This window comes from Candidatus Nitrosotalea bavarica (genome assembly GCF_900167955.1).
In the GTDB taxonomy this organism is placed as follows: domain Archaea; phylum Thermoproteota; class Nitrososphaeria; order Nitrososphaerales; family Nitrosopumilaceae; genus Nitrosotalea; species Nitrosotalea bavarica.
The window spans coordinates 1-25,777 of record NZ_FUYK01000001.1; the positions used below are offsets into that span (position 1 = coordinate 1).

The following is a 25,777-nucleotide window of genomic DNA, read 5'->3' on the forward strand; positions in this document are numbered from 1 at the left end:
AACAACAGTTTTGTTCACAATAAGAATTCAATACTCTCATTTTTTAGGGTTTGGTAAATTATTGTGTTACTTCTACTATCTTGTCTCTAGATTTTTCTCCTGCCACAATTCTCACATTAGATTTCGGTACGCCTAGATGTTTTGCAATTTTTTTCAGTATCTCAAGATTAGCCTCTCCTTTTACAGGTTTTACCATAATACCAATTTCAATGTAATCGCCAATGATTTCAATATGGTCCTTATGAAACGATACAGATACCTTGTAAAGCATAATCCATTTTCATGTAAGACAAATATTAAAGATAGAGTAATAGATATCATGGAAAATGATAACGATGATCTTGAAAGACTCCAACTTTTAGACATTGTATTTACAAAAGGAGTTAATGCACTATCAAGGGAAGAGCTTGAAAGACTACATGATTTGATAGAGAGAAAAGACTATAGTCATGATAAAAAAGCACGAAAGTCAAAAATTAAACTACTCAAGAAAATTGGAAACGCAATATATGATCATGATGTAAAATATGGCAATTCATTTAAAACAAGCTAGAAGAGATTTTAGACAATGCTTCATGAATTAATAAATTCCATACTACGTGATACCATATTTATAAAATATGGACTATGGGGTCTCTTTTTCAATGGAATGTTTTCAAGTTTTATTCCAATTCCTACAGAGTTAACTGTCTCCGCTTTACTGCTAGGAAGAATAAAACCGCTAGATGTATTTCTAGTATTAACATTTAGTTCCATAATTGGTGGATATATTGCATATTATCTTGGTTACAATGGAAGATTATTACGCAGACTCCGAAAGACTCCAGAAAAAAAATATGAACAAAAAAGCATCAACATAATGACAAAGTATGGTTGGTCTACAATAATTTTTCTCTCGCCTTGGATTCCCATAATTGGGGATGTTGTGTCAATCATAGCTGGAACAAAAAGATACAGTATTGTAAAATATACTATCGCAATGACAACAGGTAAAACAGTAAAATCAGTTGCAATAGTATTTTTTGGGGTTCACTTTATACATTGGTTAGTTAGATCCCTACATTAGAAAGTATATTACGTGTATATTAGAATCAAAATCTTGTGAAGGACGTCTTTCCCATACACTATGATATAGAATTTGAACCAGACTTTAAGAAATTTATTTTCAGGGGAAAAGAAAAAATTTCAATTCAGGCATCTAGATTAACAAGTAAAATAGTTTTACATGCTGCCGAACTAGAAATAAAAAAGTGTCAGATATCTTGGAATGGAATAGAGATAAACCCAAAGATACAACTTGATGCGAAAACAGAGGAATTAACCATCATACTACCCAAGAAAATATCAGGCACTGCGATTCTCTCAATCGATTTCGTTGGACAATTAAATGATAAGCTCGTTGGATTCTATAGAAGTAAGTACAAGTACAAAGGGGCAGAAAAACATCTTGCAACTACCCAATTTGAGGCAGCCGATGCACGAAGAGCGTTTCCTTGCTGGGATGAACCAGAAGCCAAGGCAACGTTTGATGTCTCCCTTCTAGCGGATAACAACCATACTGCAATTTCAAACATGCCAGTAATATCAAAGAAAAAGATAGGCCTAAAGACACTATACAGATTTGATACCACTCCAATAATGTCCACATATCTTCTCTATATGGCAGTAGGGGAATTTGAATACATTTCAGCCAAGTCCGGTAAGACATTGATACGAGTAATCACAACGTACGGAAAGAAACATCAAGGAAAATTATCATTAGAATTTACAAAACAATTCCTTTCATATTTTGAAAAATATTTCAAAATTAAATATCCATTACCCAAGCTCGACATGATTGCAATACCAGACTTTGCGTCAGGGGCAATGGAAAATTGGGGCGCAATTACATTTAGAGAGACAATACTATTGTATGATCCAAAGACATCATCGACAGAAACAAAACAGCATATTGCAGAAGTCATTGCCCATGAGATAGCACATCAGTGGTTTGGCAATTTGGTCACAATGAAATGGTGGAATGATCTATGGCTCAATGAAAGTTTTGCCACATTCATGGCTACAAAGGCAGTTGATGCATTATATCCAGAGTGGGACTTTTGGGATCAGTTTCTTATTTCAGAGATGACAGGTGGGCTAAGTCTTGATTCTTTAAAATCATCTCATCCAATTGATGTTCCAGTAAAAAGTCCCGCAGATGTTAGGCAGATATTTGATGAAATTAGTTACAACAAGGGCGGCTGTGTATTAATGATGCTTGAAAAATTTATCGGAGAAGATAATTTCCAAAAAGGATTGCATCGATATCTCAAAAAACACGAATATGCTAATGCTACAACAGAAGATCTTTGGAACTCATTGGGTTCAATATCAAGACAGCCAGTAAGACAGATGATGAATACATGGGTAAGACAGATAGGATATCCGGTTATTGATGCACATGTGAAAGATTCAAAATTAAAATTATCCCAAAGAAGATTTCTCTTGGAAAGTAATGGAAAAACAAAGCAAGGAAATTGGATAATTCCACTCTCTGTTAGAATTGGAGACAGAGTAGTTAACAAACTGATGAAAGGACCAGTGACAATTCCCTACAAGGCAGATTGGTTCAAGGTAAACGATGGTCAAAAGGGATTTTATCGAGTAAAATACGACGAAATTGTTCTAGAAGTACTTGGAAGGAGAATTGAAGAAAAATCAATATCAAATGTTGATCGATGGAGCATTCACCATGATCTATTTGCATTATGTATTTCAAATCAAATATCATTCAAAAATTATTTGGACTTTATAAGACATTACGAAGATGAAGATGATTATGTGGTGTTGTCAGACATCATAGGCAGTTTGAACTTTTTCTATACACTATTATCAAAAGAAGAATTTTGGCAAGAGATTAAAGAATTCAATCAGGATTTCTTTAACAAGGTGTTTTCAAAGTTAGGATGGGACACGGTCGAGGGAGAAAAACCAACAACCACACTTCTTCGTGGGCAGATAATCAGTTCACTTGGAAGACTAGAAGATAAAGAAATAATTTCAGAAGCAAAATCAAGATTTTCTAATCTATTAAAAACTGGTCAGTTAAACCCGGATCTACGCGGTCCAATCTATTCTACAATAGCATGGAGTGGGGACGCTTCCATATATCAAAAAATGCTTAGTTTGTATCGTAAAGCACCGACGCAAGAGGAGATGGTCAGATTATTAAGTTCACTTGCAAACTTTCAGGACAAAAAGTTACTATCAAAAACACTTTCATTTACACTCTCAAAAGAGGTTAGAACCCAGAATCTATTTCAGCCAATTGCAAGAATGGTAACAAATCCACAAGGAAAAGAACTTGTCTGGCCATGGATAAAGCAAAATTGGAAGGGGATTGTATCAAGATTCGGAGTTGGAAATCCACTTCTCAATAGAATAATCGGTAGTGTTTCAATTGAAGCAGACTTGAAAAAAGAAATAGAGATTAAGAAATTCTTTACAAAACATCACGTTCCTGGTACTGAGATGAAACTTGCACAAACATTGGAGAGAATAAGAATTCATGCCAGGTTTGTCCAAAGCATAAGAAAGGAATTTAGATAGATTACAAATTATTTCCCAGATTTTCAGAATCTAGTGTAATTCTCTCAATGTTGAATAATGTCATTAAATCAAAATCATTTGGAATTTTTTTGGGATTTCTAATTTTAAGAATGAAAGATAAACTAAAGAAAATAATCAAAAAATCATCATTATCTAAGAACGATTTTTATAATTTGCATACTAGAGTCTAAAGATGTCAGAATTAAGCCTAGGTCACCTTTTATCAAATGAATATATCATTCCAGTCTTTCTTGTAACAATCTTTCTTGCTACCCTGATTGCGACAAAAGTGAAGGTTCCCTATACAATGATTCTGGTAGTGATTGGAATTGCAATTTCAATTTTAGATTTTACAGGTCATGGCATTCCAAATATTTCAGGGTTCAAGGTGGATCCAAAATTGATACTATACTTTGTCATTCCACCTCTTATTTTTGAAGCAATGATGAGAATAGATCGTGAACATTTCATGACAGTCAGAATATCGTCTTTATTATTATCTACAGTGGGAGTTGGTGTAGCAACCATAGTTGGTGGACTGTTACTATCATATCTTGCAGGACTTCCAACAATTGTTGCATTTGCCTTTGCTGCATTAATTGCTCCTACTGATGCAGCAATTGTAATTGAAGTTTTTAAGAGAGTAAAAGTTCCAGGCCAACTTGCCACACTGATGCAATCAGAGGCTAGTTTTAATGATGCAGCTGGCGCAATCATATTCTCATCAATCATAGCATTGTCAGTAGCACAAGGAACATTTCTTTCACCAAGTACATCATCTGCAATTAATGTCAACATTTTAGAAACAATTGGACAATTCGCCATCGTATTCTTTGGAGGAATTGCAATAGGAATTGGACTTGCAGTGGGTTCACAATTTTTACATAGATTATTAGAAGAGCCATTTTCTGAAACTGCACTTTCAGTAGCAGTGCTTTTTGGCTCAGTTGTAATTGCAAATTCACTTGGTCTCTCAGGTCTTGTTGCAGCAGCTGCTGCAGGATTGTGGTTTGGTGTGATCATGAGAAAACCTCACATCATAAGTGAAAAGGTAAGGGCATACGCATCTAATTTTTGGGAGATGATTGCATTCTTTGCAAATTCTGTTGCATTTTTGTATCTAGGATTAAGTATGGATATTGTTCGAATAGGTCAAAATCTGCCTCTAATTGCACTTGCAGTCATAATTGTACTAGCAGCAAGAGCTGCATCTACATATCCAATACTTGCAGCAACCAATCGATTTACAAAAGAAAAAACAACAGGAGTGTGGCGGAACATAGTCATGGTAGGAGGTATGAGAGGAGCACTTTCCGTTGCACTTGTTGCAACTCTTCCCGAGAGTGAATTTAAAGAAATACTAAAGACCATCACATTTGGAGTAGTCTTATCTTCTTTGATAATCCAATATCCAATACTTTCAAGATATATCAAAAAGGCGTTTCCTGATGCAAGACCAGAGACAAGTAATTAGATAATAACTTCCAGATTAGTAAATCTCTTCATTTAATTTTCAAAAATAATAATTGTAAATAATTAAGTATACAGTAATCAGAATTATTTCTTGGTCAATAATTTTCGGAAAGAGTATAAGTCTTGGCGACGTTTTGTGTTCGTCTTTGGATAAGTCATATCAAGATCCTCAAGGGTATCTAGAATAATCTGTGAAATTATCAGCCTTGCATTATCTTTATCATCTGCAGGAATAACATACCAAGGCGCGTTAGNNCTTAGACAATCATCATAAACAATCACGTAATCTTGCCAAAATTTTCTCTCTTCAATATCTGCAAGACTAAATTTCCAGTTCTTGTCTGGCGCATCTATTCGTTGAAGAAAACGCTTTTGTTGCTCATCCTTTGAAATATGAAGGAAAAACTTTATGATTCTAGTTCCGTTTCTGTGTAGATGTTTTTCTAAATCCATAATAGAATCATACCTATCTTGCCAGATGGTTTTCTTGTCTAGTGATTCCTTTGGAAGTCCTTGACTAGATAGTATTTCAGGATGTACACGAACAATTAGCACATCTTCATAATAGGAACGATTGAAGACACCAATTCGTCCTCGTTCTGGAAGGCAACGAGTTGTGCGCCAGAGAAAATCATGTTCGAGATCCTCAACACTGGGATGTTTGAAACTAAACACTTGACACCCTTGTGGATTGACACCAGACATTACATGCTTGATGGCACCATCTTTTCCCGAGGCATCCATTCCCTGAAAGATTATCAATAAAGAATACTGATTTGATGCATACAGGAGATTTTGTAGAGAGTTCATCTCACGGATGTGTTCCGCAAGGATTTGGTGATACTGCTCTTTTGACGTGTAAACAGGCTCGACATTTGTTGGCCATTTTTTAAGTTTGACCTTTTTCCCTGGCCTGACAAGAAAATCTCGGGAGTTTATTTTCATTCTGCTTTATTGATAAAGATCTTAGATTTATCTAATTCCCTACTTTCATAGCAAAATAAAACATTAAACATCACATCAAGAATCTTTCAAACATAGTAAAATGAGTTCAGATAAAACATCAACCCAAAAAATGATCCTAGAAGGTATTAGTTATGCCAAGCTTAAAAAACATAAAGATGCAATATCATTTTTTGACAAGGCCTTAAAACAAGACCCAGAAAACATTGACGCACTTTACAACAAAGGAATGTCTTTGTTAGAGTTGAAGAAAAATAAGGACGCAGTATTATGCTTTGAGAAAATAATTGAATACAAGCATGATCATGTTGACGCACTAAATAATTTGGGAAATCAGTGTGCAGAATTACAACAATTTGAAAAAGCAGTTACATATTACAACAGAGCACTAGTAAGTGAGTCCAATTATATTCCTGCATTATACAATAAGGGAATTGCAACAATTCGACTTGAGAGATATGATGATGCACTTGATTGCATGAATAAGGTCCTAGATATGGAACCAGAAAACATACAAGCTATGCACTATAAGGGATTGGTTCTAGGTAAACAAAAAAAACATGAGGATGCAATATACTTTCTTGATAAAGTTCTAGAAAAAGAACCAGAAAATAATGAAGCGCTATTTTACAAGGCAACTGAATTATCTGAGATTGGAAGACATCAAGATGCAATATTGATCTTCGATAAAATACTAAAGGAATTTCCAAAAAATGGCACTATAATTTATGCAAAAGCAAGAAGTAAAGCTCAACTTGGTGAAGATAGTGATGCATTAATTCTTCTCGCACAGGCAATCTCCCACTATGGTAAAACCATAAAGAAATGGGCAGTTAAAGATTCTTCATTCGATAAACTAAAAGGGGATCCCAAATTCAAGACTATAGTGAAATAAAATGTCTGAAGATATACTAAAAACCGTCAAGAATTTGATCACATCCGGTAAAGGAGATTCAAAGAGATTACGAGAAATAATCGAGGTTATAAAAAAAGGAGAACCTGTAGTCATGTCAGATTATAGATATATTCAAACATTGACCGAATCTTTGAAAGTTGTTGATGGAGAACAATCTCCAAGTATAAAACCAAGTAAAAGACACGAATCATTAGAACTGCTTCGAGTCAGACTTGCAGAAGGTCAGATAACAGTTGAAGAGTTTAGAAAACTCAAGGACGCTCTTACAGAAGATGAATAAAAGAAGAAATTCTTCTTAAATCTTAAATTCAAAAAGGCTAGAGCTGAATATAAGATTGAAATTGGAACAAAATCAATATCATGTCTATAACTATCAAGTATGGACTTTACAATCTTGCACTATATGGTTAAAGAGACAAGTTTCAGTTCCAGATAGTGATTAGACTTGTCAAAGTTTGCACCATTACCACCCGCACCAGTCATTATGACATGTTTTGGTCATTGTGGAATTGGTCTAGGTGCAGAGACATATAGGAGATTATTAATTGATGTTGGCGCTGATCCCCTAAAACCAACCTTAAAGGGTGAAAAGGATGAATCCCGTATACTCAAGAGATATGGAAGTACTATTTTGCGATTTCCAAATGCATACGGTGGAAGTGAAATTCCATTAATTCCAAGAGCATTGTTAATCGATTTAGACCCAAGAGCCGCCAATTTGATACTACAGTCATATCCAGATCTTTTTGCGTTAAGAGACAAGCATGTAATATCAGGAGCTGGAGGCGCTGCAAGAAATTGGGCAGAGGGTCGTACAAGATTCATCAAAGAAGTAAGTACAAAATATGATATGCAAAAACAACTTGCTAGTCTTTCTCCTGAACCAGTGAGAGGATTTACTATTCCATTTGCAATGGGTGGTGGTACTGGTGCTTCATTTGCCAGTGCCTTTATGCAATATATTAAAAAAGATACAAAAGAACATGCAACAATTGCATCATTTGGATTATTACCAGAGTTTGGATGGGATCCAGTAATTTTAGAAGCATCTGCTATCAACATTGTAATGAATCTAGAACACCAGATAAAATACAGTGACTGTTCAATTCTATTTTCAAATAAAAGACTAAGAGAGTTAGCACAAAAGCATGAGAAAAGATTAGATAAAATGTCATCAATTATAGATGACCTTCCAAAGGAGCATGAAGTAGGTTGGAAGGATTACAGAGGGATGAACTTGATTGCAGCAAATGCAATGTCCATGTTTGTGGCATCATTTGCAAGAGAAACAGAGTGGGACATGTCAAACTATAGGACGTGGCTTGCAACAAAAAGACCAAGATTTGCAATCACTTGGGTAATTCCAGTAGTTCCAGAAGAAAGACAATGGGGTGCTGATTTGACCGGTACTAAACATAACACAATGGAGGGAATTGTAGAACACATCAATAAGAAAGAAGATGCAGTATTGTTTGATATTGATGAAAATGACATAAGAGATAAAGGCGGACCTAAAGACTCTTGTTGTATACTTGTCAAAATAAGCGGAGATTTTGAAGCAAAGGAAAGAGACATTCTAAAGAACATAATAAAAGACAGATTCCACATCGAAGAATCCAGAATGATATTCATCAAGATTCCAATCTTAGAAACAGAACAGGCAAATATCACAATACTTGTAAACACTAAAGCAATCGGAACCAAGATTTTAGAGATTGCAAGTGAAGCAGAGGCTTCATGGGATGCTTTCAAAGAGGAATATGGAAAGTGGGGATTGACCACTGAGGAATTCAAGGCAAGCCTCATGGACGTAGTCCATGAGTTTAGCTAGATATGTCAGATTTTACATTCTTAGAACAGGTCGCAACCCGTATTAGAGAAAATAGAACAAATCTAAAGGATATAGAAGATGAGCTTGCAACAGTAAATTTCAGAATCCATGAAATTCCACTCAAAAGCCCTACAGAATCAACATTTGCAAAGATGATAGGTCAAGATTATCATGATCCAACAACAGACTTGGAAAGTGCAAAAGAGAAACTCAGTGCACAAAAAGAAGATTTGAGTACAAAGATAAAAGAAGACATTTCGACGTTCATAACGGAATTCACTTCACAGGAACTAGTGATTCCTTTAGAGCCAAACCCAAAGATTGCAGATGGAAATACAATTTTTCATTACAAAAATAATGTCACTTTTAACAACATACTTGCAATACTAAGCGAGCTATTAGGCCTCTCCCCACCAATACTTGTAAAAGATGTAATGTTTTCAGCATCTGAAATTGTCATAAAAGTAACCGATGAGTATGAGGCCAAACAAAAATTCTTGAGCAGTTTAAATGAGGTCCAAAAGACATTAGCAATCAAGAGAAAATAATAAACCATTCATACTCATTCTCAGCATTCTACGTATAAGATATAACAAGGTAAAAACAGCCAAGATTTTGTGAACAAGAATACCAAAAAGCTTCTTGCAATAGTATTCATGGCAATCTTTATCGTTTCTACCGTAAGCGCAGCATTTCTCGGAGGGGGAAAAGTTGCAACACCTAGTAATCAGAATACAGGCATTACACTCACTGGAACACCTGCAGACAATTATCCAGACAACAAGAGAACAACTTTTTGTGAAACAGGTCCTGCTCAGTCCAGCAAATACATTACAGAATACAAAATACCAACATCTTGTACTCAACCACTAGCAATTATTGCAGATCCTGCTGGCAATGTATGGTTTACAGAGTCAAATACTGGTAACTTGGGTAAGTTTGATCCTTCTTCAAAGACATTCCAAGAATTCACCAATGAACAATGGCAGAAAGGAGAAAAATCCATGATGTGGGGTCTTGGCACTGCCCAAGATGAAAATATTTGGTTTACAGATTCTCAGCACAGTTTGATCTGGAAATTCAATCCAACAGACAAGAGTTATACAAGATTTGTATTCCCCAAGAGTAATGGAACAGATGGTTCTTTTCCACAAATGCTTTACATAGATGGTAAAAATGCCTATGTCAATGACTTTACTGGTAAAAAAATCGGCACTTTTACCACAGATCATATTGGTCCTGATCTTGGAGTAACAAACATTTCATCTCCTGGAAACTACAACTTTACAAGTACAATGACAACAGATCCTGGAGGTAATGTATGGTATACAGTTTGGAAATATCAACAAGGAGGAAATCTTGTAAAATACGACCCGAAAACTGGTAATTCTACGCAATATACTTTGCCTCAAGAAATTCAAGCACCCAATGGAATTGCAATTGATTCAATAGGCAAGTTATGGATAATGGATACTGCAAGTAGTATCTTTTTTGATTTTGATCCTAATAGTAACCAATTTACAAAACACCTAACCTCTCCTCCACCAATATCTTCGTATGGCAATGCATCAGGACTCATCAAGACACCAATATCGAGACCATACTGGAATCACTTTGATGATAAAGGAAGACTATGGTTTAATGAACAAGTTGCAAATAGTTTAGGAGTATATGATTCATCAACTCAGTCTCTTGTAGAATATCTAGTACCTTCCAAGAATCCCAACTGGTCTGATTGTGGAACATTGCAAGATTGTGGAGTAGCCCAAGTTCTTGACTTTACAGTAGATCACAATAAGGTTTGGTTTGCAGAATGGGTTGAAAACAACATAGGAGTTTTGGATTCTAGCATAGCGCTACCAATTGAAGTAAATGCGTCTGATACTTCAATTACTATACAGCGTGGACAAAATGTAACTGTTTCATTTAACATCAACCCACAAGAGCAGTTGACATCACCAGTATCAATCATCACATCAAACACAGCAGGAGCACAAAATATATCCGTCATACCACAAGATGCCTTAGTTACAGTTGACAAGTCAAAGACTGTAAAGGTGACAATATTAGCAGATAATTTTGCTAGTGCAGGAACTTACCAACTCTTACTAGGTGTAAGATACCATGACATTACAGTATCAAAATACATCACCGTAACACTAGAGTAAGAAGTGATTCCCAATCTAGACAAACTGATTGGGATTTTCACATATTGTACTAAAACAGAAGGTATTGGAGGCAGAATAAAATCAGCTCCAGAACAATTCTTTGTCTCAGAAATATTACGAGAAAAATCCCTTGATAAAATTTCAGCTTCAGGAAGCTATGCAGTATACAAGCTAAAGAAACATGGCATTGATACAAATCACGCATTATCAGATATTTTCACAAAATATGGATTAAGACTCAAGGCATTGGGCCTCAAGGATGCAAATGCTACAACAGAACAGTATGTTTGTGACATGACAACTGGTAGGTCTACTAATACCCTAGTCACAAACAGGTATACCCTTGAGAAAATCGGCCTACTACAAAAGCCTCTAACAAAAAAAGACATGATTGGAAATCATTTCAAGATAAAGATAGAGGATGCAGACTTTTCAAAGATCTCCCAGTTCAGTGAACAAGACAAGATTCTAAACTTTTTTGGCTATCAGAGATTTGGAAGTAGAAGACCAGTATCACATCTAATAGGAAAGGCCATCTTGCAGAAAAATTTTGAATACGCCGTAGAGATTTTACTGTCATACACCTCAGAATATGATTTACCGCATAATAACAAGATACGAGAAAGGCTCAAGGATAAATCAAATTATTCAAAAACATTCAACGAGGTTCCACCACAGATGGATATTGAAAGAATTGTCTTGGACGAAATGATAAACCATGGAGATGCACTTAGAGCATTACGTGCAATACCAATACAATTGCGGAGATTTTTTGTGGAAGCATTTCAATCATTTGTGTTTAATCAAACGGTGTCAATGTCATACGAGGTTGGTGAAAATCTATTACAAGCACAACTAGGTGATGTTTGTTTTGATAAAGACGACAATCTTGGAAGATATCAAAATGATCCTCAACAAAGATTAACAATACCACTTGTAGGATATTCATATTCAAAAAAGAATAGATTTGATAGTTTTATATCTCAAATACTTGTAGAGCAACAAATAACCCCAAAAGATTTTTTTGTAAAAGAGATGCAAGAAGCAAGTGAAGAGGGAGGATTTAGACAAGTTACAATGCGATGCGATGATTTTGTAATAAACGAACCATATGTTGATTTTACGCTTTCAAGAGGCTCATATGCAACCATTCTATTACGTGAAATAATGAAGCCGTCAGATCCAGTTTCTGCAGGATTCTAGGTTTCAACAATAATCGGAAGATATGGAATGGGTGGAATTTGTAAATTAGATGACCCAAATTGTGACGCCCTAGAACTTTACGAACCAAGTGATGTAGAGTATCATGAAGGCAAATTGTACATTGCTGATACCAATAATCACCTCATAAGAGTATATGATCTTAAGACAAATATTCTAAAAACATTGGACATGAGAATTTAGTATTTTATTCAAAAAAGTTTTCCGTTACAATATTATGTTTTAGTGCAAAATCTTTTAGCTGTGAAAACTGTATTTTTCCCTTATGATACTTGTCCCAGATGAAATCAAGTATCTCTATGCTGGACAGATGTTCTTTATCAATTGCTGGATTTTCCCCCAGGATATTAATACAAAAAGATTGAAGATCAGCAAATTGAAAGTTATCAAGCAATATTCTCATCTGTTCAACTGTGGCATCATTTTGTTTTGACCTTCCAAATAGACCCATAATGATATTTCCAAGAGCCGCCATTTAATTCCATGCTCATTATCTGAACTGCCTTATAAGAAAAATTGCAAAAAAAAAGAACCAGTGACATAATTTAACAAGAATTGTGACTAGATCCATGAAAAGGATTTAAGCTTGTTTTAATGTAATACAATATGGAAAAAGCATACGTTTTGATCGGTTGCGATCTTGGTGCCGAAAACGAAATTGTTGAAAAATTGAAGAAAATAGACAAAGTAAAGGATGCAAGAGTAGTATACGGAGATTACGACATTGTAGTGGAAGCTGAGACCGACACAGAAGCCCAGATGGACCACATGATTACAAAAAAAATTCGTCAGTTATCCAAGGTTAGATCAACTATGACCTTGGGCATCGTAAGCTGATTCCAAGACCAGCTGCTAGGATCAATACCCCGCTGACGGCAATCCATTGTCCGTTAACAATCCATTTCGGATTTGAATACATAAACGAGGAAGTAGGGCCAACTAAAGAATTTCCTTGTAAATAGAAAATAATACCGAAAATCAAAGTGATGATCCCAATACCCGTTATTACAAAACCCATTTTCATACGCGAATACACCCAAGCCTCAGATAAAAGGCAAAATGAGTTGATAAAATAGGCAAAATCCTTTGGATTTCTTTCTTTAATCCATTTTTTAAAAAGGAATATTGGCACTTGTAGTATATCTGACATTTGGACCAGATATCGATAAAATTACAAAACAGACTCCATTAATTATCGATTTAATGTTTGCCCCTTCTTTTGGAATAGGCCTTCTGTATGGTCTTAAAATGACTGACAGAGTAATGCAACCTTCCGAATCCCGAAGTCCTCTAAAACGTGCCTTCTTCAAAGGATTCTTATTTTTGTTCATGATGGGTGCAATCTTTACTTCGGTCTCTTTTGCACTTCACGGGGGTGCGCAACCATCACACAAATCAATTCTTAGTGACGGTTTGATTCCATGGGCAACAGAATTCATTCAAACAAATGGAGGATTGACATTTCTAATTGTATCAAGCATAACGATAATGGCGGCTGCAACAAAAAGAATTGTTGGAATGGAAGGAATATTTAGTAAATTATTCACATTTGTTGGAACATACATCTTCTTCTCCATGCTTGCATTAACTTTTAGTCATACAGATCCTTCACATTCACAAGTTTACCTATATGCATTCTATCAGGCAGGTATTGTAGGTGGAATATTTTATCAAATGAATAAACTTACCACAAGAGCAAACATGTGGGAAGACTATAACAATGGGTTTTAGAGTTTTCTCAGTCTTGTCGTAAATAGAACCATTACAATTGATAATACCATTACGAGAGGAGCAATACTTGAGAATTCTGGAAGATATGTGGTTCCTACAACACTTGTTTTAGTCAAACCAGTCTGATTAAATTTGAGCATCATAGTAGAGCTGTTCGTACCTGGAATTACTATCACGGAAATTGGTTTTTCATTTTGAGATACGGTCAGAGTTCCCCCAATCAAATTATGTGGTATTTCAATTTCAGCAATATTTCCATCGTGAGTACTATTACCAGTAAAAATTAATTCCTTGTTGATTTCGTTAAAAGTAACATTTTTCATATCATAGTTTGAGACTGTACTCACATCAAATGTATAATTTCCTGCATTAATTTGCCAGTCCCACTTTATCCCAGGATGATTAAGACCTTCAGGGGCAGGGATTAGTTGTGCATAAGCTGGTACTGGTAACAAACCCATTAACAATATACACGATAAGAAAATTTGAGTTCTCAATTTTTCAAAGTAGCTAGTTTACCACGTATCTCTTTGTCTTTTACAATTCTTGGGTGTGATACATCTGCAAGAATTATTTCGTACCAAAGATACAAACCGTCTTGATGAAGATAGTATGAACCAAGTAAATTCATGTTAGGAAATCTCTCCAGCACTCTACGTTCTGCAACTCGTTGCATACTAAGCGCTGGTTTTATTCTAAGTACACCAAGGTGTTTTGGTCTTCTTCCTGCAACTGGCCTTTTCTTGCGCATGTTACCTTTACCCACACGCATTCTGACTACAACAATACCTTGCTTTGCTTTGTATCCTAGTCTTCTAGCCCTTTGGATCCTACTTGGCCTATCAATACGTACTAGTGCATTTTGTTTTCTCCATTCTACAGCCTTGGCTCTAAGCTCTGGAGAATTTTCTTTCCACATTTTTATCCAGATCTGATCTTGGATACTAGGCATACTCGGCACTACAGATTTACCCTTTATATTCTGTTAGAAAATCAGGCGTGCCATAGTCAGTAAACTAGTTCTAGTTTCAAGGAAGACTATTTATGAAATTGATTTTTGTTATTTTCTATGAGTTGGTCTAGAAATATTCTCATACTAACTATGGTTGTAGTACTATCCATTGGTTTACAGCAGAGTTCTGCAGTTGCATCTCTTGAGATATCAACCAGCAAACAGGTTTATGAATACAGCGATTTTCTTTCTATAAATTTTCAAGTTTCAGAATTGACTGGAAATGATATCATAATACAAATAGTGGATAATTTGGGCAGATCAAGTTCACCAATCAACATACCAATAAGTACACTGAATTACACAAAGATTGCACCATTTCCTTTTTACAAGACAACTTTTAGTCCAGGAATGTATCAAATCAATGCAAGATACGGAGAGGACAATGCAACTGTTTCTTTTGACCTAATAGATTCTGGCAAAATTGCCATACCAAATGAATTCAAAACTTTGGTCAAGACATGGCAACAAGGATCTCCAACTGATAAAGACTACGCAGGACTAATTCATGAATTAATAAATGACAACATCATCAATGGTACAAACTATAATAATCAAACAAATCAGGTGCACATCCCACAGTGGTTCAAGAATAGTGCAAATTTATGGTCAGATGATTACACATCAGACAATGAATTTGGTTTGAGCATACAATACTTGATTCAGAAAGGAATTATTGTAATATAGGTTATTTTCAAATAGATGTTTTATTTCTAGGTCTACAATAGTGTTAGCAGTTACAGAAACAAAAGATATTATCAAAAACAGAAGCGATAGGAAGACAAGTTAAACGAGTCGAACTAGATAACTCCACGAAGAATCATTATTATTTTTTCTCCTATAACATTTGCCGCAAGGGTCTGAGCTTCTTTTGTCTGTGCCCCCATATGCGGTGTACATACTACGTTTGAAAGTGTTGTAAGTTTGTTGCCAACTGCAGGTTCCTTTTCAAATACATCCAATGCAGCACCTGCAAGATTTCCCTCTTTAAGTGCGTTATACAATGCGTCCTCATCAATGATTTCGCCCCGAGATGTGTTAATGATATATGCAGTCTTTTTCATCATAGAAAGTCTTTTGGCATTAACTAGATGATGAGTATCATCAGTTAGTGGAACATGAAATGAAATGAAATCTGCACTTGAGATTAGTGTATCAATATCTGCTTTGATCAATCCCACATCACGTGCAAAATCATCGGCAATTGGCATAACGTCAAAACCAATGATATTCATGTTCAATCCTCTTGCAAGTTTTGCAAGTCTTTTCCCTATGTTTCCTAGACCAACAATTCCAAGATATTTTCCAGATAATTCAATTCCCATGAGTTCTTTTTTGAGCCATTTGCCATTTCGTATCTCTCGGTCTGCTCTTGGAATTTCTCTTGCCATAGAAAGCATCAATCCTAAAACAAGCTCTGCTACAGCATTCATTGCTCCCTCTACTGCATTTATGACTCGAATATTTTTTGCCTTGGCCGCATCAACATCAATATTATCAAGACCTACTCCCACACGTGCAATTATTTTACATTGAGTAGCACAATCGATCATTTCTTTGGTAATCTTTGTTCTACTTCTAACTACAATAATATCAAAACTAGAGATTTTTTCTTTGATTTGATCTGGTGTTATTTCTGGCTCGTATGTAATTTTCAAACCATTTTTTTGTAAAATTTCATTTAGAATGGGAGCTACTTGATCACATATCAAAACAGATTGATTCATGGACATGAAATGAGACCATCAAGTACAGAATATAATCATTGTGTGAATTAGAAAAACAAAAAGAGAAAAGATGGGGATTTACCCGCTAATGGATGTCGCAATTTCTGCAGCTCTTGCATCAGTACATTCACAGTGAACTACTTGCTTTTGTGCAATAGAGTTCATACCCAATGGAGGTACTGCGTCAGATGGGTTTGGCATGTCACCTGGACCATATCCTAAATTGAACGGGTCGCCTGCGACAAATACTGTAGCCGCACCTGTAAAGATTGCTGCATAGTCATGATTGACTGCAACATATGCACCTGGACTGTTAAAGACAACATCAACAATTGCATCCTGTGAGCCACCAATCAACCAAGTTTGACTTCCTTGAGCTTCGACATGGTTTCCTTGTGTTACACGAGCTAGCATACTACCAACAATGTGGAAGAATACTGGCATGTTACCTTGATTTACTACAAAGAGTCTGTAGTGAGTACCAAGATCAACAAATAATGGATGTCCTTGATATTGTTTCAAACTATCGGCATTCCAAGGTTGCACTGGGAAGACATTCTTGGTTGGATCACCTTTTATCAGCTTGTTAATATCTGCGTTAGGTGTGTAACCAAATGCCATACCATTTACAACAGTTTGTGTTGTATTATGAAGGAACATTGCTTGCTGGTTGTAGCTGCCATCTGCGTTCAAGTACAATTGATTGTACTGTAACACAAATTCTTTTGCTGCAGCTTCATATCTTTGATGTACGATTACAACTTTGCCATTTTGGACATCAGTGTGATCTACTATCAATGGATTGTATCCATTCAATGGGTCAACGATTGTTACTCCGTACATGCCGGATAACACATGTTGATCCATTGCACCAAGATTGACTCCTTCACAGTGATACTTGAATGCACCAGGTACCTCAGCTATGTATGCATAGGTGGAATTGTGACCAACTTTAACAGCTCCAAAGTTTGTTGCACTAAGTTGACCTGCGTGCATATCTATAGAGTGTCCTGTTGATTCAGTTGATGGAACTGTAAGAGTTACTCTGACAATATCGCCTTGAGTTGCTCTTACAATTGGTCCTGGAACTTGACCGTTAAAGGTCAGTGCATAATAGGTTCCGCCTCCCATAATAGGCAAGCTAGTACTTTGAGCTACTAGCTGTACATCTACTAGGTGACGTCCTTGTGCGACCATAGTATCAACTTGGTCCAACGGTATCTGTGCAAATGCACTTGGCATTTGTAATTGGATACCGCCCATGTCATCGACTGCCTTTGTAGAGACCTGTGTTGATACACTAGGTACGCTCTGACTAGATGCAGTCATCTGAGTCTGTGAATATGTGCTTGCGAACAATAATCCTGCTACTGCCACTACTGCGGCAATAGACATCATACTGTATCGTCTGTTCATCGTTTCGAATGTTTAAATCTAAATATATTAACTTATTGGGGATTTTCGTAGGAAATTCACAGGTTTTCCCTATTTGATAACTTACAAATGCGAATGCATATTAGGAAAATTAATTTTAGTTTTGGCGTGAAGTTTAGAACAGATTCTGATTCTTTAGGCAAAGTAGAAATTCCAATTGATGCATATTATGGAGCTTTTACAGCTAGAGCCATCAAACAGTACCATGTCACTGGTCAGAGATCTCATCCATATCTCATCATGGCATTTGTTATGATCAAAAGATCAGCTGCTGTTGCAAATATGAAAGTAAAGGTACTAGATAAAAAAAGAGGCAATGCAATCATCAAGGCCTGTGATCAAGTTTTGACAGGAAAACATCTTGATCAATTTGTTGTAGAGGCAATCAACTCTGGTGCTGGAACTGCATTTAATATGAATACGAATGAAGTAATTGCAAACATTGCATTAGAGAGTATTGGAAAGAAGAAAGGAAATTATGAAGTTATTCATCCAAATGATCATGTAAACATGTCCCAGTCTAGTAATGATACTTTCCCAACTGCCATGCATGTTGCAATTTTGTTTGATGTAAATCAAGTCATCCCAGCTATCGATGATCTTGTAAAGATATTGATAAAAAAAGCAAAGGAGTTTTCAAGTTATCAAAAAATTGGAAGAACCCATTTGATGGACGCACTTCCTGTAACTCTCGGAAGTGAATTTGCCGCATATGCTACTGCAATTGCAAAAGCACGCGATGCAATCTTTGAAGCAAAAAAAGAATTGGGATACGTTGCATTAGGAGGAACAGCTGTAGGCTCTGGAGCAAACACTCCAAAGGGATACAGAGTCTTGGCAATATCAGAGCTTGGAAAAATATCAAAGCTTCCACTCAAACCAGAACCAGATATGCAATTTGGACTTGAAAGTAGATTTGCAGTTGTCAAGGTTTCATCTACTCTTAGAAATCTTGCACTAGAACTTGGACGAATCTCAAACGATATAAGATTAATGGCATCAGGACCAGTTGCAGGTCTATCCGAAATTGGAATTCCTGCAGTTCATGCTGGGTCTTCAATCATGCCAGGCAAAGTCAATCCATCACTTGCTGAATGTATGAACATGATATGCTTTGACATAATTGGAAAAGATTCTACAGTGGCACTTGCTGCACAAGCAGGCCAGTTTGAACTCAATGTAATGCTCCCGGTAATGTTAAAGTCAGTTCTAGATTCTATGGACATGCTAAGAAATTTTGTTCCAATATTCTCAAAGAATTTAGTAGATGGATTGACTGCAAACAAGAAAAAGCTTAGTCAATACATAGAAAATAGTCCAGTCATAGTAACGCTTCTAACTCCAAAGATTGGATATCAAGTATCTGCAGACCTCTTCAAAGAATCACTAAAGACAGGAAAAACAATCAGACAACTTGTTATCTCAAAGGGATTGTTGACCGAGAAAGAAGTAAAGGCGTTACTAGGATAAACAATGGCAAAGATCTGGGTAGAGGCGTATGGCTGCTCTGCAAGTTTTGCTGATTCGGAGATGATATCAGGTCTTATTGTAAATGGAGGACATACTCTTGCAGAAAATGAAAAAAATTCCGACCTGAGTGTTATTGTTACTTGCTCTGTCAAAGATGTAACTGCACATAAAATGGTTCACAGAATAAAGAGTTTAAAATCAAGACCGCTTGTTGTTGCAGGCTGCCTTCCTAAAGCAGAACAAGTCACTGTAGAGAAATTTAGCCCAAAAGCAAGTTTACTTGGACCAAATTCTTTGGGAAAGACCCTGGATGTGATCAATTCCACATTGAAGGGAACAAGAAGAATAGAGATCACCGACACAGATGTTACCAAGATTGGGCTTCCAAAGGTCAGACTAAACCCAGCTGTAGGAATTATAGAGATAGCAGGTGGTTGTATGAGCGAGTGTACATTTTGCCAAACAAAATTAGCCAAAGGAGAGTTACAAAGCTACCGACTAGGAGACATTGTAAGACAAGTAAAACATGAGATAGAAGATGGATGTGTAGAAGTATGGCTAACTTCAACAGACAATGGATGTTACGGTTTTGATATAGGATCAAGCCTGCCTGAACTAGTACAGAGAGTATCTGAAATAGAGCATAATTTTATGGTCAGAGTTGGAATGATGAATCCAATGTACCTTCCACGCATAAAGGACAAACTTTTGGAAAGTTTTGCAAGCGACAAAATCTTCAAGTTTTTGCACATGCCAGTTCAGAGTGGTAGCGACAAAGTTCTAAAAGAGATGAAAAGGCTACACACTTCCAAGATATTTCGAGAAGTAGATTATGCATTTAGGAACCTATACGACAAGTTTACCATAGCTACCGATATCATAGTGGGTTTTCCTACTGAGACAGAGGAAGACTTTATCAAAACTGTTGATTTGATAAATGAAACTAGGCCAGATATTGTAAACCTTTCAAGATATAGTGCAAGGTCTGGTACCAAGGCGTCTCAAATGGAACAGATCGAGGTATCAGAAGTCAAACGCAGAAGCAAGATAGTTTTTGACCTTGCAAAAAATATATCTCAAGAGAGAAATGAAGAATGGATTGGTTGGGAAGGACAAGTCTTGTTTGATGAGATATCAGATGGCATTACAAAGGGAAGAAATTTTGCATACAAGCAAGTGGTTACGGATAACAAAGTCAAACTTGGTGAGAAGATCAAGGTCAAGATAACAAAAGCTATGCCAAATGGCCTTCAAGGCGTTTTAGTGAGCTAAATATTTTAGATCCGATCTTGGATCAAAACTAAGCAACAAAGTTTTTTAATCAATTTTGTAAGCAAGAGGAGAGTTATGGAATTTCAAATGAAAGAACCAGTTTTAGTTGTAGGGTTAGGCGGCGCAGGATGTAAACTTGCTATCAATATCAAGGAAAAACTTGGCTATGACTGCCTTCTGGTAAGCCATGACGCAAGAGATCTAAATCATGATGCTTCAAAAATACTGATCAACACAAGTCCAGTCCTAAATCCATCGGCATATCTCATAAGAGGTGTCTCATTTGGTGCAAGAGGTTCCATGGAGGCCAAGATAAACGGATATTCCACTATAATGATTATTGCCAATTTAGCAGGAAAATCAGGCGCTGCTCTGGCTCCAGTAGTATCTCAAATTGGCAAAGAGTTAGGAAAAAGCATACTTTCATTTGGAATCATGCCATTCAAGTTTGAAAAAGATAGAATATTCTTCTCAGGAGTTTCCCTAAAGAGACTAAAGGCAAATTCTGATTGCACTGTAATAATAGACAATGATGCATTACTTGAGAGTAATCCAGACCTTACTCCAGATGCATGCAATGTCATAACAAATTCGGCTCTAGCGCACGTAATATCCACTCTAAAGAACTCATCATTGCCACTTCAAACAAGCATACTTTCAACCAGTAAAGACATCTCAGATATAGAGACATCCCTTAGAGATTCAATCAAGATGCTATACGAAGATGTATCAGCAAACAGCATCAAGAAAACTCTAATGTATGTAGTAGGCGGAAACAAGGTTCCAATAGGAATTCTAAATTCAATGGTAAATACAATAAGCGGAATTTTCGGAAATGACAGTACTAGAGTTAGCATGTCAGTCACCGCAGGTGAAAATTCCAAAGTTGTTCTACTTACTTCAATTGAAGGTGAAACACGCTTTGACAGATACGACCCACTTGGTTTCATACCAAAAGAAAATGTTCTTGATTGGGATGAGCCAGATGCAAGTGTAAAGATTGATCTTAACTTAGATCAAATAGAATAGATTTAAAATTATTTTTAATTTATTACAAATAGAATAAAGTTAGTTTTTTAGAAGTTTATTCTTTCTTTGATTTCTTTGCAGGTTTAGATTCAGTACTCTTTTTTTCTTCTACTTTCTTTGGAGTCTCATCTGTTTTCTTTTCTTCTACTTTCTTTGGAGTCTCCACTGTTTTGGTTTCTTCTTTTGCGGGTTTCTCTTCTGTCTTCTTTTCTTCTACTACTTTCTTTTCATCTTTCTTTGGTGTGCCTTTAGATTTCTCATCACTCTTCTTTGACTTACCTTTAGATTTCTTATCACCCTTCTTTGACTTGCCTTCAGATTTCTTATCACCCTTCTTTGATGTCTCGTCTACTGTCTTTTCTTCTTGATACTTTGAAACTATAACGTTACCATCATCTTTTGTAATCTTGACTCTAATCTTTCTTGGAGGATGTCTAATACCGCGGGCCCAAACCAAATGGCTTACTTCTTCTTCGATTTTGATATTTTCAGACTTCATGTGTTTTGTTGCAAATTCACGAATCATGTTGATTGCTCTCTTTGCCCTCTGGTTGTTTGGAGACAAGAGTACTTTTCCAAGATTAATAGTGTAAATTCTCTCTAATGATTCAGTAGACAACTATCCCACACTCACATCAGTTCTGCGCCATTGTCTCTTCTTAGGATTGGTTCGCACTCTACGCTTTGTCCTAACTATAATCCAAGCTGGTACAGATGAATTCTGTTTCACTTTTTTCATCAGTCTGTTCTTTCTTGGAGTTGACTTACGGGCAGCCATAAAAATTTGACATTTCAACCTCTTTTTAAATGAATCTCAGAAATATCAGGTAAACTACTACGATATCTTGGCAAGTATCTGTTTTAGCATTCTTGCCGATGCTCCCCAAATCAAATGATCTTTGAATTTGAAAGTATACATCTCTAGAATAGATTTGTGGGAAGGATCTTTGTCATCTTCAATTGTTTTAAGAAGTGTAAAAAGTGGCATTCTCAAGACTGATTCAATTTCAGAATTTGGCACAATTGTTGGCAATTCATCAAGTATTGCAATAAAAGGAGTTATTGTAAAACCAGAATTCAGAGTTGTGACAGGTTTTAGTTTTCCAATTACCATAGACCTAGAAATTTCCATACACAACTCTTCCCTTGCTTCCCTAATTGCAGTTCCCAGTAGATCTCCATCTTCCGCCTCCCACGTACCTCCAGGAAATGAAATTTCACCAGCATGATGATTCATTGTTTTAGATCTTTCAGTCATCAATAACATTGGTTCATTTCCAAAGATAATTATCATAACTGCTGCAAGTTTACTGTTAGAATCGCCTTGTACCTCAGGCATTATTGAATTTGTCAATATCTGTTTTAGATTTTCAACATCCAATGTTTTGTGATTATCAGAATTCATTATTGTTTGTTATGGTACATGCAATAAGAAAACTAGAGAGTAAAGTATTCTGCTTCCGGATGATGTACTACTATAGCAGCAGTTGATTGTTCAGGAATTATTTGCCCTGCTTCTGTTAGTGTCATTCCAGATTTTTGTGGTTCCAACAATTTCCACACAATATGATGCTGTGATACATCTGGGCAGCTAGGATACCCCCAACTGTATCTAAGACCTCTTTTATCCCCAATCTTGAGATCTTCTCGTATTTTATGATTAATCCATTCAGCCATTGCCTCTGCCGTTTCTACTGCCATACCATGCAAGTAATAGGCATCAGCGTACCTGTCTTCCTTATTCCATTTGTCTATCAAGTCGGAGGTTTTAGTACCTACAGTAACTGCTTGGAATATAACCACATCATCTTTACCAAAATAATCAGTAAGACAGAGATGCTTAGATTTTGAAGAGCGTGGAAAATCAAATACCAATTTTTCTCCGCTTGGACGTTCTACAGATAACTTGCCATCCTCATTATGACATCTAAAGTAACCATATACTGCTCTTGGCTCAAACAGTTTTTCTTGCAGTATTCTCTTTTTCCATTCTTCAAATAATACTTCATGTTCTTCTTCTGATTCTTTAGCAGATTGTCCTCTAACTCCCCAAGACAATACAAACAGCGATTTTTTGTTGAGATATTTCCAAACCTCGTTCAAGTCTATATCTTTTGGTTCCAGTCTAATTGGAGTGTTAAATGTGGGTGGAATAGGAGATGTTACAGGAACTATTCCACTATGTGCAAACTCTCGCGCTTCATGTTTTTCAAAGACCGGTTCTTTCCACTTTTCAATTTTCTCTTGCCACTCTTGTACAAATTTTTGTTTTTCAGGTGAGACAAGTTTGTCCATCATTTTTAATCCATCAAACATGGTCTTGCAATAAAAGACACCTGGCGTATAGATTCCACCTTCCTTTGCCACCCTATTGATGTAATTAGTGTTAATTGCAGCACCTCCACAAAGTACTGGAATATTCATGTTGTTTTTTCTTGCATGTTCTACAAAATATTGCATTTGTTTTGATGTCGATACCAAGAGTGCAGAAAGCCCAATGGCATCGGCATTTACCTCTTCTATTTTTTCCAAGAATTTTTGTAGAGGAACTTGTTTCCCAAGATCATATACAGTATATCCATTGTTTTCAAATATAGTTTTTACAAGATTCTTTCCAATATCATGTACATCGCCATAAACGGTTCCAAGAACTAGTTTTCCTTTACTTGAGCCCTCTTCTTTTAAGAGATATTTTTCAAGTTCTACAACAGATGCCTTCATGCATTCTGCAGATTTGAGTACAAATGGAAGGATTAATTCTCCAGAGCCAAACTTGTCACCAACCTCCTTCATTGCAGGCAGGAGATCCTCGTTTAGTGTCAAAATAGCGGCTTGATGAGTAACATCTTTCGGAGCATCAATTGCAATTCTGCCATCTTTTTCAACCAGATTAAATTTTGCAGAAATTTTTTCAGCTATAGCACTTACAACATCATTTTCTATTCCATCCTTTAGCCTGTTTACTATTCTAAAGTTTGATCTCTTTCCTGCTGGCCAGGTAGGATCTACATCTACTTTTTTGGCTGCTGCCCGAGTGGTATATTTTGAGATTTCAAAATATGCAATAAAGTCAGCAAGTGTATTTGGATGTTTGTTAAATATTAGATCCTCTGAAAGTTTTTTTTCTTTTTCATCGATTTCAGTATAAGGTATGACATCCTTTGGATTGATTATGACTGTATCTAATCCATTTTTTACTGCATGAAACAAAAATACAGCATTAAGGATTTTTCTTGCACGTGGTGCTAAACCAAAACTAACATTACTTAGTCCAAGAGTTGTAAAGGAGTTTGGAAATCTTTGTTTTACAAGACGAATTCCTTCTAGGGTATTTTTTCCTGCATCTAGGAATTCAGCCTCTCCGGTAGCCAGAGTAAATGTCAAGACATCAAAAATAAAATGCTCTTCAGTTAGTCCATATTTTTTCCCAGTCTCAACCAACAGTTCTGCAGTCTCTAGTTTTTCTTGAGGAGTTTTTGCCATTCCTTTTGGTCCAATACACATGGCAACAGCTGGAACACCATACTTTACCATCAAGGGAGCAAGCAAATGAAATTTACTTCCATCACCTTCCAGATTTATCGAATTTATGATGGGCTTTCCTGGAATTTGTTCAAGTGCAGTTGCAATTACTTTGGGTTCGGTGGAATCAATAACTAGAGGTGCATCAATTTCTAAGCTGAGTAGTTTTACAAGTTTTTTCATAAATTCAAGTTCGTCTGAGCGTTCAGTTGTTGCTACACAGACATCAAGACAATGCGCCCCATCATCTACCTGGTCTCTTGCAAGTTTTACCAGTTCCTCAAAATTGTCATTTAGTACACATTCCTTTGCCCTTTTGGAGCCTTGTGCGTTTAGTCTCTCTCCAATTATCATGGGAGCTGGATTTTGCCTAAGATCTATTGCCTTTAATGCAGAACTGACTCTTGGAGTTTTCAACAA

General features: G+C 36.2%; 28 protein-coding genes. 17 read left to right on the plus strand and 11 right to left on the minus strand.

From position 1 onward, the window contains the following. Positions 1-58: 58 nt before the first annotated feature. Complete coding sequence (locus C0Q33_RS00005; RefSeq protein WP_101476557.1) at positions 59-271, minus strand: DUF167 domain-containing protein; 213 nt, start codon at positions 269-271, stop codon at positions 59-61. Positions 272-319: 48 nt separating this feature from the next. Here C0Q33_RS00005 and C0Q33_RS00010 point away from each other — a divergent pair, with 48 nt between their 5' ends. From C0Q33_RS00010 to C0Q33_RS00025, 4 genes are all read left to right on the plus strand, one after another. Next, positions 320-553 carry a hypothetical protein gene (locus C0Q33_RS00010; RefSeq protein ID WP_101476711.1) on the plus strand — a complete coding sequence of 78 codons (234 nt, stop codon included), beginning with the start codon at positions 320-322 and terminating at the stop codon, positions 551-553. A gap of 15 nt (positions 554-568) precedes the next feature. After that, entirely contained in the window at positions 569-1,066 is a 498-nt protein-coding gene (locus tag C0Q33_RS00015) for a YqaA family protein (protein ID WP_101476558.1), read from the plus strand. 35 nt (positions 1,067-1,101) lie between these two features. Continuing rightward, positions 1,102-3,588 (plus strand): M1 family metallopeptidase, encoded by a 2,487-nt coding sequence (locus C0Q33_RS00020; protein ID WP_101476559.1) that lies wholly within the window; start codon positions 1,102-1,104, stop codon positions 3,586-3,588. 193 nt (positions 3,589-3,781) lie between these two features. Next, positions 3,782-5,062, plus strand: a complete 1,281-nt coding sequence (locus C0Q33_RS00025; RefSeq protein WP_101476560.1) for a cation:proton antiporter — start codon at positions 3,782-3,784, stop codon at positions 5,060-5,062. A gap of 83 nt (positions 5,063-5,145) precedes the next feature. Here C0Q33_RS00025 and C0Q33_RS00030 read toward each other — a convergent pair whose 3' ends face one another. Continuing rightward, entirely contained in the window at positions 5,146-6,006 is an 861-nt protein-coding gene (locus tag C0Q33_RS00030) for an ADP-polyphosphate phosphotransferase (protein WP_101476561.1), read from the minus strand. Between the two features lie 100 nt (positions 6,007-6,106). On the opposite strand from C0Q33_RS00030, the gene C0Q33_RS00035 reads away from it, so the two are divergent. The 7 genes from C0Q33_RS00035 to C0Q33_RS09055 all read left to right on the plus strand — a co-directional run bounded on the left by C0Q33_RS00035 (position 6,107) and on the right by C0Q33_RS09055 (position 12,343). Beyond that, positions 6,107-6,919 carry a tetratricopeptide repeat protein gene (locus C0Q33_RS00035; RefSeq protein WP_101476562.1) on the plus strand — a complete coding sequence of 271 codons (813 nt, stop codon included), beginning with the start codon at positions 6,107-6,109 and terminating at the stop codon, positions 6,917-6,919. A 1-nt stretch (position 6,920) separates the two neighbouring features. After that, positions 6,921-7,220, plus strand: coding sequence for a hypothetical protein (locus C0Q33_RS00040; protein ID WP_101476563.1), 300 nt, complete (start codon positions 6,921-6,923; stop codon positions 7,218-7,220). A gap of 165 nt (positions 7,221-7,385) precedes the next feature. Then, the gene (locus tag C0Q33_RS00045) at positions 7,386-8,771 is read left to right on the plus strand and encodes an FtsZ/tubulin family protein (RefSeq protein WP_101476564.1); all 1,386 of its coding nucleotides are present in this window, start codon (positions 7,386-7,388) and stop codon (positions 8,769-8,771) included. Between the two features lie 2 nt (positions 8,772-8,773). Then, the gene (locus C0Q33_RS00050; RefSeq protein ID WP_101476565.1) at positions 8,774-9,319 is read left to right on the plus strand and encodes a hypothetical protein; all 546 of its coding nucleotides are present in this window, start codon (positions 8,774-8,776) and stop codon (positions 9,317-9,319) included. A 69-nt stretch (positions 9,320-9,388) separates the two neighbouring features. Further along, a complete protein-coding gene (locus tag C0Q33_RS00055) occupies positions 9,389-10,939 on the plus strand; it encodes a virginiamycin B lyase family protein (protein WP_101476566.1) in 1,551 nt (516 codons plus the stop codon). A 3-nt stretch (positions 10,940-10,942) separates the two neighbouring features. Beyond that, the gene (truD, locus tag C0Q33_RS00060) at positions 10,943-12,142 is read left to right on the plus strand and encodes a tRNA pseudouridine(13) synthase TruD (protein WP_101476567.1); all 1,200 of its coding nucleotides are present in this window, start codon (positions 10,943-10,945) and stop codon (positions 12,140-12,142) included. A 27-nt stretch (positions 12,143-12,169) separates the two neighbouring features. After that, positions 12,170-12,343 (plus strand): hypothetical protein, encoded by a 174-nt coding sequence (locus C0Q33_RS09055; RefSeq protein WP_133120952.1) that lies wholly within the window; start codon positions 12,170-12,172, stop codon positions 12,341-12,343. Positions 12,344-12,347: 4 nt separating this feature from the next. Here the strand turns inward: C0Q33_RS09055 and C0Q33_RS00065 are convergent, their stop codons facing one another. Further along, a complete protein-coding gene (locus C0Q33_RS00065; protein WP_165776392.1) occupies positions 12,348-12,611 on the minus strand; it encodes a hypothetical protein in 264 nt (87 codons plus the stop codon). Positions 12,612-12,766: 155 nt separating this feature from the next. Here C0Q33_RS00065 and C0Q33_RS00070 point away from each other — a divergent pair, with 155 nt between their 5' ends. Further along, positions 12,767-12,997, plus strand: coding sequence for an Lrp/AsnC ligand binding domain-containing protein (locus tag C0Q33_RS00070; protein ID WP_101476569.1), 231 nt, complete (start codon positions 12,767-12,769; stop codon positions 12,995-12,997). 288 nt (positions 12,998-13,285) lie between these two features. Continuing rightward, positions 13,286-13,891 carry a hypothetical protein gene (locus C0Q33_RS00080; RefSeq protein ID WP_245867255.1) on the plus strand — a complete coding sequence of 202 codons (606 nt, stop codon included), beginning with the start codon at positions 13,286-13,288 and terminating at the stop codon, positions 13,889-13,891. On the opposite strand, the gene C0Q33_RS00085 is transcribed toward C0Q33_RS00080, so the two are convergent. After that, positions 13,888-14,352, minus strand: a complete 465-nt coding sequence (locus C0Q33_RS00085; protein ID WP_101476571.1) for a hypothetical protein — start codon at positions 14,350-14,352, stop codon at positions 13,888-13,890. The two genes, C0Q33_RS00080 and C0Q33_RS00085, sit on opposite strands and share 4 nt — an antisense overlap. Positions 14,353-14,384: 32 nt before the next feature. Continuing rightward, positions 14,385-14,843, minus strand: coding sequence for a 50S ribosomal protein L15e (locus tag C0Q33_RS00090; RefSeq protein WP_101476572.1), 459 nt, complete (start codon positions 14,841-14,843; stop codon positions 14,385-14,387). A gap of 117 nt (positions 14,844-14,960) precedes the next feature. Here C0Q33_RS00090 and C0Q33_RS00095 point away from each other — a divergent pair, with 117 nt between their 5' ends. Beyond that, positions 14,961-15,590: a hypothetical protein gene (locus C0Q33_RS00095; protein ID WP_133120953.1), complete on the plus strand. Its 630-nt coding sequence runs from the start codon at positions 14,961-14,963 to the stop codon at positions 15,588-15,590. 113 nt (positions 15,591-15,703) lie between these two features. Here the strand turns inward: C0Q33_RS00095 and C0Q33_RS00100 are convergent, their stop codons facing one another. Both C0Q33_RS00100 and C0Q33_RS00105 read right to left on the minus strand, forming a co-directional pair. Next, positions 15,704-16,636, minus strand: a complete 933-nt coding sequence (locus C0Q33_RS00100) for a D-2-hydroxyacid dehydrogenase (protein ID WP_101476574.1) — start codon at positions 16,634-16,636, stop codon at positions 15,704-15,706. A 72-nt stretch (positions 16,637-16,708) separates the two neighbouring features. Then, positions 16,709-18,046, minus strand: a complete 1,338-nt coding sequence (locus C0Q33_RS00105) for a multicopper oxidase domain-containing protein (protein ID WP_101476575.1) — start codon at positions 18,044-18,046, stop codon at positions 16,709-16,711. 126 nt (positions 18,047-18,172) lie between these two features. On the opposite strand from C0Q33_RS00105, the gene C0Q33_RS00110 reads away from it, so the two are divergent. From C0Q33_RS00110 to C0Q33_RS00120, 3 genes are all read left to right on the plus strand, one after another. Then, positions 18,173-19,534: an aspartate ammonia-lyase gene (locus C0Q33_RS00110; RefSeq protein ID WP_101476576.1), complete on the plus strand. Its 1,362-nt coding sequence runs from the start codon at positions 18,173-18,175 to the stop codon at positions 19,532-19,534. Positions 19,535-19,537: 3 nt separating this feature from the next. After that, positions 19,538-20,806: a tRNA (N(6)-L-threonylcarbamoyladenosine(37)-C(2))-methylthiotransferase gene (locus C0Q33_RS00115; protein ID WP_101476577.1), complete on the plus strand. Its 1,269-nt coding sequence runs from the start codon at positions 19,538-19,540 to the stop codon at positions 20,804-20,806. 87 nt (positions 20,807-20,893) lie between these two features. Further along, positions 20,894-21,835, plus strand: a complete 942-nt coding sequence (locus C0Q33_RS00120) for an FtsZ/tubulin family protein (protein ID WP_320416810.1) — start codon at positions 20,894-20,896, stop codon at positions 21,833-21,835. Between the two features lie 55 nt (positions 21,836-21,890). Here the strand turns inward: C0Q33_RS00120 and C0Q33_RS00125 are convergent, their stop codons facing one another. The 4 genes from C0Q33_RS00125 to C0Q33_RS00140 are packed head-to-tail and all read right to left on the minus strand — an operon-like array spanning position 21,891 to position 25,774. Continuing rightward, entirely contained in the window at positions 21,891-22,454 is a 564-nt protein-coding gene (locus tag C0Q33_RS00125) for a 50S ribosomal protein L31e (protein ID WP_101476579.1), read from the minus strand. Further along, a complete protein-coding gene (locus C0Q33_RS00130; protein WP_101476580.1) occupies positions 22,455-22,613 on the minus strand; it encodes a 50S ribosomal protein L39e in 159 nt (52 codons plus the stop codon). It abuts the gene before it with no gap. Positions 22,614-22,670: 57 nt separating this feature from the next. Next, the gene (locus C0Q33_RS00135; protein ID WP_245867256.1) at positions 22,671-23,240 is read right to left on the minus strand and encodes an NUDIX hydrolase; all 570 of its coding nucleotides are present in this window, start codon (positions 23,238-23,240) and stop codon (positions 22,671-22,673) included. Between the two features lie 32 nt (positions 23,241-23,272). Beyond that, entirely contained in the window at positions 23,273-25,774 is a 2,502-nt protein-coding gene (locus C0Q33_RS00140; RefSeq protein ID WP_101476714.1) for a methionine synthase, read from the minus strand. Positions 25,775-25,777: the final 3 nt, after the last annotated feature.

What these genes read in the sequence shown, in the direction of transcription:
- C0Q33_RS00070 (WP_101476569.1), top strand. Translation starts at nt 12,767, where the DNA reads ATGGAAAAAGCATACGTTTTGATCGGTTGCGATCTTGGTGCCGAAAAC.
- C0Q33_RS00085 (WP_101476571.1), bottom strand. Translation starts at nt 14,352, where the DNA reads ATGGGTTTGTTACCAGTACCAGCTTATGCACAACTAATCCCTGCCCCT.
- C0Q33_RS00005 (WP_101476557.1), bottom strand. Translation starts at nt 271, where the DNA reads ATGCTTTACAAGGTATCTGTATCGTTTCATAAGGACCATATTGAAATC.
- C0Q33_RS00130 (WP_101476580.1), bottom strand. Translation starts at nt 22,613, where the DNA reads ATGGCTGCCCGTAAGTCAACTCCAAGAAAGAACAGACTGATGAAAAAA.
- C0Q33_RS00135 (WP_245867256.1), bottom strand. Translation starts at nt 23,240, where the DNA reads ATGAATTCTGATAATCACAAAACATTGGATGTTGAAAATCTAAAACAG.
- C0Q33_RS09055 (WP_133120952.1), top strand. Translation starts at nt 12,170, where the DNA reads ATGGGTGGAATTTGTAAATTAGATGACCCAAATTGTGACGCCCTAGAA.
- C0Q33_RS00065 (WP_165776392.1), bottom strand. Translation starts at nt 12,611, where the DNA reads ATGGGTCTATTTGGAAGGTCAAAACAAAATGATGCCACAGTTGAACAG.
- C0Q33_RS00120 (WP_320416810.1), top strand. Translation starts at nt 20,894, where the DNA reads ATGAAAGAACCAGTTTTAGTTGTAGGGTTAGGCGGCGCAGGATGTAAA.
- C0Q33_RS00105 (WP_101476575.1), bottom strand. Translation starts at nt 18,046, where the DNA reads ATGAACAGACGATACAGTATGATGTCTATTGCCGCAGTAGTGGCAGTA.
- C0Q33_RS00090 (WP_101476572.1), bottom strand. Translation starts at nt 14,843, where the DNA reads ATGCCTAGTATCCAAGATCAGATCTGGATAAAAATGTGGAAAGAAAAT.
- C0Q33_RS00100 (WP_101476574.1), bottom strand. Translation starts at nt 16,636, where the DNA reads ATGTCCATGAATCAATCTGTTTTGATATGTGATCAAGTAGCTCCCATT.
- C0Q33_RS00035 (WP_101476562.1), top strand. Translation starts at nt 6,107, where the DNA reads ATGAGTTCAGATAAAACATCAACCCAAAAAATGATCCTAGAAGGTATT.
- C0Q33_RS00025 (WP_101476560.1), top strand. Translation starts at nt 3,782, where the DNA reads ATGTCAGAATTAAGCCTAGGTCACCTTTTATCAAATGAATATATCATT.
- C0Q33_RS00050 (WP_101476565.1), top strand. Translation starts at nt 8,774, where the DNA reads ATGTCAGATTTTACATTCTTAGAACAGGTCGCAACCCGTATTAGAGAA.
- C0Q33_RS00040 (WP_101476563.1), top strand. Translation starts at nt 6,921, where the DNA reads ATGTCTGAAGATATACTAAAAACCGTCAAGAATTTGATCACATCCGGT.
- C0Q33_RS00010 (WP_101476711.1), top strand. Translation starts at nt 320, where the DNA reads ATGGAAAATGATAACGATGATCTTGAAAGACTCCAACTTTTAGACATT.
- C0Q33_RS00015 (WP_101476558.1), top strand. Translation starts at nt 569, where the DNA reads ATGCTTCATGAATTAATAAATTCCATACTACGTGATACCATATTTATA.
- C0Q33_RS00095 (WP_133120953.1), top strand. Translation starts at nt 14,961, where the DNA reads ATGAGTTGGTCTAGAAATATTCTCATACTAACTATGGTTGTAGTACTA.
- C0Q33_RS00115 (WP_101476577.1), top strand. Translation starts at nt 19,538, where the DNA reads ATGGCAAAGATCTGGGTAGAGGCGTATGGCTGCTCTGCAAGTTTTGCT.